We start from the raw sequence: 11,071 nt of genomic DNA on the forward strand, positions 1-11,071 counted from the left end.
CTGCGTCGTTTGGGCCGTTGTCGGACCGAGGACCTAATCTGTGCACCGTGACTTCGCCTGCTTCGACGGACCGTGTTCCGCCCCAGCTCAGCGCGGGGCCGCGCCCGGCTTCGGGCCCGGCCGCCGACGAGGGGCTGGCGCGGCGGCTGCGCGCGCTCGCCTGCACCGCGCCGCTGCACGACCTGGACGCGCGCAAGGCCAACCTCGCCGGCGAGTACTCGGTGTACGGGATGGCGGAGGTCGCCCTCGCCGCCATCGACCTGGTCACGCTGAACATGGACTTCGACACGGGCGCCGACCACGACCAGATAGTCGCCCGGCTCATCCCCCGCATCGCCGCCCAGGCCCCGCAGCGCCCCGCCGCCGAGCACGAGCGCGTGGCCCGCTGGGTCCTGGAGAACCTGGTCAACGTCGGCAGCGTCGACCGCGGCTTCCGCGCCGTGTACGGCACCTTCGCGCCGGACGGCACCTATGTCCGCCGTGACTACGACTTCAAGCTGATCGAAGAAGTCCCGGGATACGGCGGAGGCGTCTACCTGCGCACCACGGACGAAGCGGTCAACGTCCTCGTCGGAGCCCTCGACACGGACGTCACCAGCGCCCAGATCGCCGCCGAGGTCAAGCTGGAGGTGCTGATCAGCCGCGGCCGCCTCGCCGACGCCCAGCTCGCCGCGGAGCAGGCACGCTACCGCACCGTGCAGTACTCGGAGACGCTGCGCAGGGCACTGGAGGCCACCCGGCGCAACGTCCGAGCGGTGGACTGGCTGAACGCGGTGCCGGACATGATCACCGAGGCCCTCGACCACGTCGCCGACCGCTACCGCCACGAGAACGCGATCCTCACCAACATCCGCAAGGCCCGCGACGAATCGGAGGACCCCGAGCAGAAGCGGCGCGCCGCCGAACTCGTCGACATCGTCAAGGACTGCATCCGCCGGCACACACAACTGCAGTCCCGCCTCCTGGAGGCTGGGCCGCTCTTCCGCGCCGAGCAGGACCGGCAGGCGTTCGCCACGCCGATGACCACGTCGGGGACGGACCTGTACGGGCACCTCCTCGCACCACTGCTGCCGCTCCCGCTGGAAGGGGCGATCCGCGTCACCGACGCCTTCTTCGCCCATGGGACGGGGCTGCGCACGCCGGCGTCGGTGCGGATCGGGGACCTCGTCGACCTGCTGCTGACCCCTCCGGTGGAGCGCGAGCACCTCGGGGCCGAGATGCCCGAGCCGGATCTGGTCGCCACGCCGGACGACAGCCGCTTCAGCGAGGAGCAGCTGGCCGCGGCCCTGGAGCTGCTCGACCTGCCGGCGGACGCCCCGCGCCGGCTGTCCGGGCTGCTCGCGGACGCACGCCGCCAGGACCCCGACCTGCCCTACCTGGTCGCCCTGCTGGCCGTGCACGCGGCCAGCCCGCCGGTCGGCACGGCCTACCGGCAGGGCGAGGAGAAGCTGCTGTTCGCGGTGGACGACGGCACAGAGCTCGACGACCCCGAGTTCGGCGGCGCCGACCTCATCGTCGGCACCGCTCTGCTGGATGCGGCGGGTATGGCCGCGGACCGGACAGAGGCGGCATGAGCAGGGACGAGTACCAGCGCAGCAAGGAGCCCCGACCGTGACCGAGCCCGTCGAGTGGAGCGAGCCGGAGGCCGCCGCCCCGCCGGTGAGCACCGCCGTCACCCCCGCCGACGCAGCCGACGCGGCACGGCTCGTCGCCTTCGGGCTGCAGCCCAGGCTGCAGCCCGCGCGCGACCAGGAGTACGCCGAGCTGCTGCGCCGCTACCGCGAGGACCCGCCGTTCGCGCGGCTCGCCGACGCCGTCGCCACCGGGCTCGGTCTTGTGGTCCTGGAGGTGTCCCCGCGTGCGGGCATGGCCGTGACCGCCGCGGAGGACTCCGTCTTCGCCGTCCGCATGAGCGAGTACGCGCGCCGTACCTCGGCCGACTCCGGCGACCGCTTCCTGCACGGGCTCGCACATCTCGCGGTCGCCGCCCTGGCCTTCCCGCGCCCCGAGGACCTGGCCGACGACGGCTACATCGGCCGGGTCACCGTCCACGGCGTCGACGCCTTCGTGCGCCAGGCCTGCCGGCGCCTGGAGGAGCGGGCCGAGGAGCAGGGCGAGAACACCGACCCGGCGACCGACGCGCCGGGCCTCGAGGCGGCCTGGCGCATCTGGGCCAGACGCAGCGCCACCGGCGCCACCAAGGACGCGCGCAGACTGGCCGGTTCGACCACCGGCATCGTCGGCAAGGCCGTCGCCTTCCTCACGGACTCCGGGTTCCTGCAGCGCACGGGCGACGAGAACGGCGGTACCTACCGCACGACGGCCCGCTACCAGCTCCAGGTGCGCGACATGGCGGGCAGCGCCGCCTTGTCCGAGCTCGTCGACCTGGGCGTCGTCCCGGTGACCGGCGGCACGGCCACCCTGCTGCCCCCCGGGGACACCGACGACCTGGAGCCGGCGGTGGACGCCGGACTGCCCTTCCACTCCTGACGCTCCGCGTTCTTCGAAGACCGAGCACGACCGACGACGAGAGTCCCCCGCCATGTACGAGCTGTCCCGGGTCCGCCTCTACTCCATCGGACCGGCCGGTGCGCGCTATGCCGACACCGTGCTGGACCTGCGGGGTGTGGGCGATCCGGTGCCCGATCCCGCGCCCGTCCAGGCGGAGTTCTTCGAGGAGGAGCCCGCCGGCCCGCCGCGCCGGCCCGCCCCCGCGGGCGTGCTCTTCCTGGAGAACGGCGGCGGCAAGTCCGTCCTGCTCAAGCTGATCTTCTCGGTGATGCTGCCCGGTCACCGCAACACGCTCGGCGGAGCCAGCTCGGGTGTCCTGCGCAAGTTCCTGCTCGCCGACGACTGCGGTCATGTGGCGCTGGAGTGGCAGCACACGCTGACCGGCGAGTGCGTCGTGGTCGGCAAGGTGAGCGAGTGGCGCGGGCGCCAGGTCTCCAGCGACCCGCGGAAGTTCGCCGAGGCGTGGTACTCCTTCCGGCCGGGCCCCGGGCTCAGCCTCGACAACCTGCCCGTCGCCGAGTCCACCGCCGTACGGCAGCCCGTGGAGGGCGCGTCCGGGGCGCAGGGGCGCCGCCGCACGATGAAGGGCTTCCGGGACGCCCTGACGGAGGCGGGCAAGACGTATCCGCATCTGGAGGTGCACTGGGAGGAGATCCACGACCGCTGGAACGAGCATCTGACCGACCTCGGCCTGGACCCCGAACTCTTCCGCTACCAGCGCGAGATGAACGCCGACGAGGGCGAGGCCGCGGGCCTGTTCGCGGTCAAGAAGGACTCCGACTTCACGGACCTGCTGCTGCGGGCGGTGACCGACACCCGGGACACCGACGGACTGGCCGACCTGGTCAGCGGGTTCGGCAACAAGCTGGGACGGCGCGCCGAGCTGATCGCCGAACGCGACTTCACCGCCGGGTCGGTGGACCTGCTGGGACGCATCGTCGACGCCGCCGGGACACGTGCGCGGGCGCGCGACATCCACGCGGGCGCCGAGCGGCGCACCCGCACGCTGGCACGTCGGCTCTCCGCCCGCGCCGTACGGGAACGGCTGCGCGCCGCCGACCTGGCCCAGCGGGTGACCGCCGCCGCCCACGCGGTCACCGAGGCCGAGGGCGCCCGTGAGCGCGGCGCGCTGATCGCGGCCGAACTGGCCTACCGGCACGCCTCGCTGGCCCTCGCCGGCGCGGAGAAGGCCGCCGCGGCGCAGAAGCGCGAACTCGCCGACGCGCGCCAGCTGTACTCCGCCTGGCAGGCCGCCGAGGCCGTGCTCCGCCATCGCGCCGCCGCCGACCGCTCCGCGCGTGTGGCCGCCGCGATCCGCGAGGCCGAGCGGGACGCCGCACCCGCGCTGGCCGCTCGCGCCAAGGCCGCCGTCGATCTCGTACGGGCCCTGCACGCGGCCGCAGAGAGCGCCGAGTCGCTGGCCAACGAGGAGGAGGAGCGCTCCGCCGCGCTCCAGGAGGCCGGCGAGTTTGCCCACCGGGACTCGACCTCCGCGGCCACCGAGGCGCAGCGCGCCCGCAGCGAGGCCGGGCATCTGCGCCAGCGGCTCACCGAGGTCGAGCAGGAGACCGCCGAGGCGGTGCGCGCGGGCTGGCTGGACGACAGCACACCGGACGCCGACCCGGCGCGCGCCGCGCTCGCCGCCAGCGACGCCGAGAAGACGGCCGTCGCGGCCTGGGACACCGCACGCGAGGCATCCCGCCGGGCGTCCGAGCACGCGCGCGAGGCGGCGTCCACCGAAACCCGCGCGGAACTGACCGCGGCCCGCGCGGCGGACGCGGCCACGGCCGCCGAGCGGGCCTACGAGGCGGAGCGACGCACCGCTCAGGTGCTGGCGGCGGAGGAGCGACTGGCGGAACTGCTCGGCGTGTCCGGCACAGGTGCACGCGTTTGGGTCCCCGGACCACGGCGTGAGGAGGACACCAGCCCGGCCGGGGCGCCGGCCGGGCAAGAAGCCCCTTTCGGCCCCGAGGACCTGGACGGCTTCGCGGACGAACTGCGTGAGCTGCTCGACCACTCCGTCTCCTCGGCCGAGCGCCAGCTCTTCGAGCTGCGGACCGCCGCGGCCGACGACGCCCGCATTCTCGGCGCGCTCGGTGACGGGGGGCTGCTGCCGCCCGGGCCGGACGTCCTGGCGACCGTGGAGCTCCTGGGCGAGCACGGCATCCCGGCCCTACCGGGCTGGCGGTACCTCGCCCAGGCCGTCGATCCGGCCGACCACGCGCGTGTGCTGGCCGCCCGTCCCGAACTGGTCGACGGCGTGATCATCACCGACCCGCACTCGCACGCCCGGGCCCGTGAGGCGCTGAGCGACGCGGCCCTGCTGCCACGCTCCGCCGTCGCCGTCGGCACGGCCGCGGCGCTGCTCGCCCCCACCCCGGCTCTCGACGGGGACGGCGGCGCCGGCGATGTGTTCCTCGTGCCGCCGAACCCGGCCATGCACGACGAGCACGCCGCCGACGAGGAGCGGCAGGCGCTTCGCGCGCGGGCCACGGAACGCGACGAGGAGATCCGGGTGCTCGCGGCCCGGCTCGGAAAGGACCGCGAGCTCGCGGCCCGCCTCGCGTCGTGGCGTACCGGCTGCCCGGCAGGCCGGCTCGCCGAACTGGCCCGTACCGCCCGGGACGCGCGCGCCTTCGCCGAGGAGGCCGAGGCCGAACTGGCCGAGGCGCGCACCGCCCGTGCCGAGGCCGACGAGGCCGCCGCCGAGGCGGCACACGTGCGCGACGAGCGGCAGGAGGCCGCCCAGAGGGCCCGGCGCGCCGCCGACGCGCTCGCCGGACTCGCCTTCCGGCTGCGTGAACGCGCGGGCTGGCAGGTCAAACTACGCGAACTCGCCGACGACGCGGTCGAGTCGGAGGCCCGTGCCCAGTCCTGTCTGGAGCGTGCCCGCGCCGCCGACGAGGACCGTCGCGCCGCGCAGCGCGCCGCCGACGACGCCCGCCGCACGGCGCGTGCGCTACGCGCCGAGCGCGCCGAGATCGCGGGCGCCCCCGATGACGTACCGGAGGACGACGCGCATGCGCCGACGGGGTCCCTGCCCGCCCTCCGGGAGGCATACCGCGCCGCCTCCCAGGTGTACGAGAAGGTCGGCGTCGGGGCCGACCTGCGGGCCGAGCAGGCGCGGGCCGAGAGCGACGAGTCCGCCGCCCTCGCCGAGCTGGACCGGCTCAGCAACAAGGTGCGCTCGCGCGCCGAGCAGCTCCTTCAGTCCCCGGACGGCTCCGACGGGCCGTCCCGGCAGGCCGCCGCCTCTCGCGCCGAGGAACTGGTGCAGCTCCTGGAGACCCGCATGTCCACGGCGAGCGAGCAACTCGGCCGGCTGCGCGGCGAGGCCGAGCGGCACGCCCCCGAGAACGGTGAGGCCCACACCGAGCTGCCCGGGGAGCTGGTCCCGCGGGACGCCGAGCACGCCCAGGCGCTGCTGCGCACGGCGACCGGCGAACTGGCCGCCCGCACCGAGGCACTGAGCCGGACCCGCGAGGCCCATGCCGAGCTTCTCGCCGCCCACCGGGCCGCCGAGGACGCGGTGGGCGGCTTCGAGGAGGTCGCTGCGATGCTCCGTGACCTGTTGCGCGAGCACGCCCACGACGAGGAGCGGGACGAGCCGGACCCCTATCTCGGCACCCTGGAGGAGGCGCGCCGGGCCGCCGCCGAGACCCGCCGGTCGCTGCGCGGCTGCGCCGCGGATCTGTCCGCCGCCGAGGCGGCCGTGCGCGAGGCGAGCGACGTGCTCGTCCGGCACGCCAACTCCACCCGGTACGAGCAGGTCCGCACCCCCGCCCGCCAGCAGATCCGTGAACTGCCCGCGTCCGCGCTGCCGGAGCACGCACAGCGGTGGGCGGATGCCTTCGCACCCCGCCTGAGAGTTCTCACCGACGAGCTGGCCCAGCTGGAACGCAACCGGGACTCGATCGTGGACCGGCTGCGCGGGCTGGTCGAGTCGTCCCTGGCCACGCTGCGGTCGGCGCAGCGGCTGTCCCGGCTCCCCGAAGGGCTGGGCGAATGGTCCGGGCAGGAGTTCCTGCGCATCCGCTTCGAGGAGCCCGACCCGGCCACGCTCACCGAACGGCTCGGCGAGGTCATCGACGACGCGACCCGCGCGGCCGTCAAGAAGAACTCCGATCTGCGCCGCGACGGTATGTCGCTGCTTCTGCGGGGCGTCGGAGCGGCGCTGCGGCCCAAGGGGGTCGCCGTCGAGATCCTCAAGCCGGACGCCGTGCTGCGCGCCGAGCGGGTGCCGGTCGGGCAGATGGGCGACGTGTTCTCGGGCGGGCAGCTGCTGACCGCCGCCATCGCGTTGTACTGCACGATGGCCGCGCTGCGTTCCAACGACCGCGGCCGCGACAGGCACCGCCACGCGGGCACGCTGTTCCTGGACAACCCCATCGGGCGGGCGAACGCGACGTACCTGCTGGAGCTCCAACGGGCCGTCTCGGACGCGCTCGGAGTCCAGCTCCTCTACACGACGGGTCTGTTCGACACCACGGCGCTCGCCGAGTTCCCCCTGGTCATCCGGCTGCGCAACGACGCCGACCTGAGGGCCGGGCTGAAGTACATCCGGGTGGAGGAGCACCTGCGGCCGGGACTGCCGCAGCAGCTCCAGGCCGGGGAAGCGGTGCACAGCGAGATCACGGCGACACGGATGTTCAAACGGCCCGCGCAGCCGTGACGCCGCGCCTCAGCACCCGTAGCCCATCCGGCGTGAGAGCTCGGCTCCGGCGGCCACCGTCCGCTCGGCGGACTCGGGCAAGCGGTCCGCGGTCAGCCGGTACACCGGTCCCGACACGCTGATGGCGGCGATCACCTTGCCGTCGTGGGCGCGGACCGGGGCGGCCACGGCCGCCGGGCCCGGTTCCGGCTCCCCGGCCGTGAGGGCGCAACCCTGCCCGACCACCGCCTCCGCTTCGGCACGCAGGGCGCCCGCGCGGGTGATCGTGCGCTCGGTGAAGTGCGGAAGGGGGCGGGCCGGCAGACCTTCGCGCGGTGTGGGCGGCAGGTGGGCGAGCAGCACCTTGCCACTGGAGGTGGCGTGCAGCGGAGTGCGCCGGCCCACTTCTGTTCCGCACAGCGACAACTCGTGCGCTGTGCGGAACATCATGGTGCGGAGGTGTCCGGTTCCCGGCGGGGGCCGATCGGCTCCTGCTCCGGCCGGCCGAACTCACCGGCCGCCCGGGCCGGATGCGCCGACTTCCCCCACGGCCCGGTGACCGGCCCGGCCCTGTGCTCACGGATGAGACAGCTGGCCCGTCCCGCCCTGCCTGCGTATGCGCTGCTGCGCCCGTTGGGCCGCCCGCGCCCGGCGGCGGGCCGCGCGGCGCTCGCGGCGCAGCGAACGGGCCGTGCTGCTCGGGGCGGACACCACGCCATGCCGCTGCTTCCACACCTGGCGCGTCACCCAGACGTCGAGCGCGCCCCATGTCGCCACCACCGTGCTGGCGACGCTGCTCAGCACCATCGGGAACGCCAGCCACGAGCCGGCCATCGTGCACAGGAAGGCGATCACCGCCTGGATCAGCGTGACCGCGATGATGAGCACCGCCCGTACCGCCGCCGTCCGCACCGGATCCGGCAGCCGCCGCCGGCGTGCGGGCTCCTCGACCCACAACGGCCGGTGGTTCGGCGCCTCCTGCCGCTCCCCGTCCGTCCCCGGCGTCCCGCGCCGCTGCGCCGTGCCCATCGATCCGTCACTCCCCACCGCTCGCGACCGCTCGTCCCGGTGCCGCCCGGCCCCGGCTCCCCATTGGCTGCCCGGCTTGCGCTGATTCACGCCGTCCGGGTGCCGCTTGCGACGCATGTGGCCGATTGGGCCTCAATACCCGTAGAGGAAGACGATCGGCGATCCGCGAAGATTCCCGGCGGCCGAAAACTTCCGGCCAACCGGCTCGTGCTCCCGGACGCACGGCCTCCTGCGCAGAACGCCCGTCCGGGAGGCAATCTCCCGCAATGACGGGACAACTACCCATGTCCTGTTCGTTGTTCATGAGGCGGTGCGCCCCGTCGGTCCTTCGAGATAGCTGTGTGTCGGTAGTAGGCTCACGCCGTTTGTTGACGCACATGTGTACCCCTTGGGCCAGAGGGGGGCGAGCTGGGGGAGGCCATGCGCTTTCGCGGGAAGTCGATCCGCCGGAAGATCGTGGCGCTGCTTCTCGTGCCGCTGCTGTCCCTGACCGCCATCTGGGCCTTCGCCACGGTGCTCACCGGCCGTGAGGCCCAGGCGCTGTTCAACGTCTCGTACGTCGTCGAAAGGGTCGGCTACCCCACCGAGGACACCGTCCGCGTCCTGCAGGCGGAGCGCCGCCAGACCCTCGTCTATCTCGCGGACCCGCGTGCCGCCGCCTCACTCACCGCGCTCCGGCGCAGCCGCGCCGCCACCGACAAGACCGTGGCCGGGCTCCGCCGCAACAGCGGGGACGAGGACCTGCACGAGGACATGGGGCAGGGCACCGCCGAGCACCTCACCTCGATCCTGGACGCCCTCGACGGCATCCGGTCGCTGCGCCGCAGCGTCGAGGACGGCACCGTCAACCGCTCCCAGGCACTCGACCTCTACAACCGGCTGATCGACCCCTGCTTCACGCTCCTGGCCAACCTGCAGGTCCTCGACAACGTGGAGATGGACAAGCAGGGCCGCGCGCTCGTCGGCGTCTCCCGGGCCCGCGAACTGCTCTCCCGTGAGGACGCCCTCCTGGGCTCCGCGCTCGTCGCCGGCCGGATCACCCGCGACGACATCCGCGACGTCTCCGACCTCGTCGCCCAGCGCGCCGTGCTGTACGACGTCGGCCTGTCGCTGCTGCCCGGCTCGGAGAGCGGACGCTTCCAGCGCTACTGGACGAACGCCGACACCGCGCCCCTGCGCGTGGCCGAACAGACCGTCATCCACCAGACCCCCGGCACCCCGCACGGCGTGACCGCCGCGACCTGGGACGAGGCCGCCGGCCACGTCCTCGACCGGCTCGACAGGATGAGCACCGAAGCGGGCGACCGCTACCAGGACCGCGTCCGCCCTCTCGCCCTCGACGTCATCGTCAAGGCGGCCGTCGCCGGCGTCCTGGGCCTCGTCGCCCTGCTGATCTCGGTGATCATGTCGGTGCGTATCGGCCGCGGCCTCATCCGCGATCTGCGCCGGCTGCGCCTGGAGGCCCACGAGGCGTCAGGGGTGCGGCTGCCCAGTGTGATGCGCCGTCTCTCGGCGGGCGAACAGGTCGACGTCGAGACCGAGGTGCCGCGCCTGGAGTACGACAAGAACGAGATCGGCGAGGTCGGGCAGGCCCTCAACACCCTTCAGCGTGCCGCCGTCGAGGCCGCCGTCAAGCAGGCCGAACTGCGTGCCGGTGTCTCCGAGGTCTTCGTGAACCTCGCCCGCCGCAGCCAGGTGCTGCTGCACAAACAGCTCACCCTGCTCGACACCATGGAACGCAGGACCGAGGACACCGGAGAACTCGCCGACCTCTTCCGCCTCGACCACCTCACCACGCGCATGCGCCGCCACGCCGAGGGCCTGGTCATCCTCTCCGGCGCCGCGCCCTCCCGGCAGTGGCGCAAGCCCGTCCAGCTCATGGACGTGGTGCGCGCCGCCGTCGCCGAGGTCGAGGACTACGAGCGCATCGAGGTGCGCAGACTGCCCCGCGTCGCCGTCACCGGGCCCGCGGTCGCCGATCTCACCCATCTGGTGGCCGAACTCCTGGAGAACGCCACGGTGTTCTCGCCGCCGCACACCGCCGTACAGGTCCTCGGCGAACGCGTCGCCAACGGTTTCACCCTGGAGATTCACGACCGGGGCCTCGGCATGGCGGCCGAGGCGCTCCTTGACGCCAATCTGCGGCTCGCCGAGACGCCCGAGTTCGAACTCTCCGACACCGACCGGCTCGGCCTGTTCGTGGTCAGCCGGCTCGCCCAGCGGCAGAACGTCCGCGTCTCCCTGCAGCCGTCCCCGTACGGCGGCACCACAGCCGTCGTCTTCATCCCCGACGCGCTGCTGACCGACGACGTCCCGGACACCAACGGGATCGGCTTCCGCCTGGACCGGGCGCTGCCCGGGAAGGAGAGCGGCACCGGGGAGGACCGCGCCTCCGCGCTGTCCCACGCGCCCGTGAAGCTCCCCGGCATTCCGGCGTCGATCCTGGACGGGCCGGTCGAACTGGAGGCACCGGTCGGCCTGGACGCGCTCGACGACTTCCCCGGCGCGCTCGGCGGCGAGGACAGCGGACGCGGCGGCCTGTTCCGTCCCTGGCGCTCCCTCGCCGAAGTGCCGGGCGACCGCCAGGAGCCGGCGCGCGACCGCCGTCGTGAACCGGCCGGCCCCGGCGACGGCGACCACCCGGGTGCCCCGGTTCCGCTGCCGCGGCGCCGCCCCCCCAAGCTCGTCAGCTCCCACGGCCGCCCGGTCCCGGCCACGGGACCGGGCCGTTCCGGAGCCGGCGAGAAGACGGATCCGCCGGACGGGACCATGACGGGGATTCAGAAGGCCAGGCGCCCTTCCGGCCACTCCGGGGAACCCGCACGAGGGGCGGCACATTCGAAGGGTGACCGGGCCGGGGCCCCGGCTCTGCCCCAGCGG

Annotated in this window: 5 protein-coding genes and 1 pseudogene; 4 read left to right on the forward strand and 2 right to left on the reverse strand. The window is 74.0% G+C overall.

What is annotated here, in order from left to right:
- Nucleotides 1-47 precede the first annotated feature (47 nt).
- The 3 genes from ACFSL4_RS31055 to ACFSL4_RS31065 are packed head-to-tail and all read left to right on the forward strand — an operon-like array spanning nt 48 to nt 7,183.
- Nucleotides 48-1,574: a hypothetical protein gene (locus ACFSL4_RS31055; protein ID WP_381090252.1), complete on the forward strand. Its 1,527-nt coding sequence runs from the start codon at nt 48-50 to the stop codon at nt 1,572-1,574.
- 37 nt (nt 1,575-1,611) lie between these two features.
- Nucleotides 1,612-2,490 carry a hypothetical protein gene (locus tag ACFSL4_RS31060; protein WP_381090255.1) on the forward strand — a complete coding sequence of 293 codons (879 nt, stop codon included), beginning with the start codon at nt 1,612-1,614 and terminating at the stop codon, nt 2,488-2,490.
- Between the two features lie 52 nt (nt 2,491-2,542).
- Complete coding sequence (locus tag ACFSL4_RS31065; protein ID WP_381090258.1) at nt 2,543-7,183, forward strand: hypothetical protein; 4,641 nt, start codon at nt 2,543-2,545, stop codon at nt 7,181-7,183.
- Between the two features lie 9 nt (nt 7,184-7,192).
- On the opposite strand, the pseudogene ACFSL4_RS31070 reads toward ACFSL4_RS31065, so the two are convergent.
- Nucleotides 7,193-7,567, reverse strand: a pseudogene (locus tag ACFSL4_RS31070) (IclR family transcriptional regulator); the annotation flags it as partial.
- Between the two features lie 171 nt (nt 7,568-7,738).
- Nucleotides 7,739-8,191 (reverse strand): hypothetical protein, encoded by a 453-nt coding sequence (locus tag ACFSL4_RS31075; RefSeq protein ID WP_381090261.1) that lies wholly within the window; start codon nt 8,189-8,191, stop codon nt 7,739-7,741.
- Nucleotides 8,192-8,611: 420 nt separating this feature from the next.
- Here ACFSL4_RS31075 and ACFSL4_RS31080 point away from each other — a divergent pair.
- Nucleotides 8,612-11,071, forward strand: a 2,460-nt coding sequence (locus ACFSL4_RS31080) for a sensor histidine kinase (protein WP_381090264.1), incomplete at its 3' end; no start/stop codon positions are given.

The sequence above is a fragment of the Streptomyces caeni genome (assembly GCF_042678285.1).
Taxonomy (GTDB): domain Bacteria; phylum Actinomycetota; class Actinomycetes; order Streptomycetales; family Streptomycetaceae; genus Streptomyces; species Streptomyces caeni.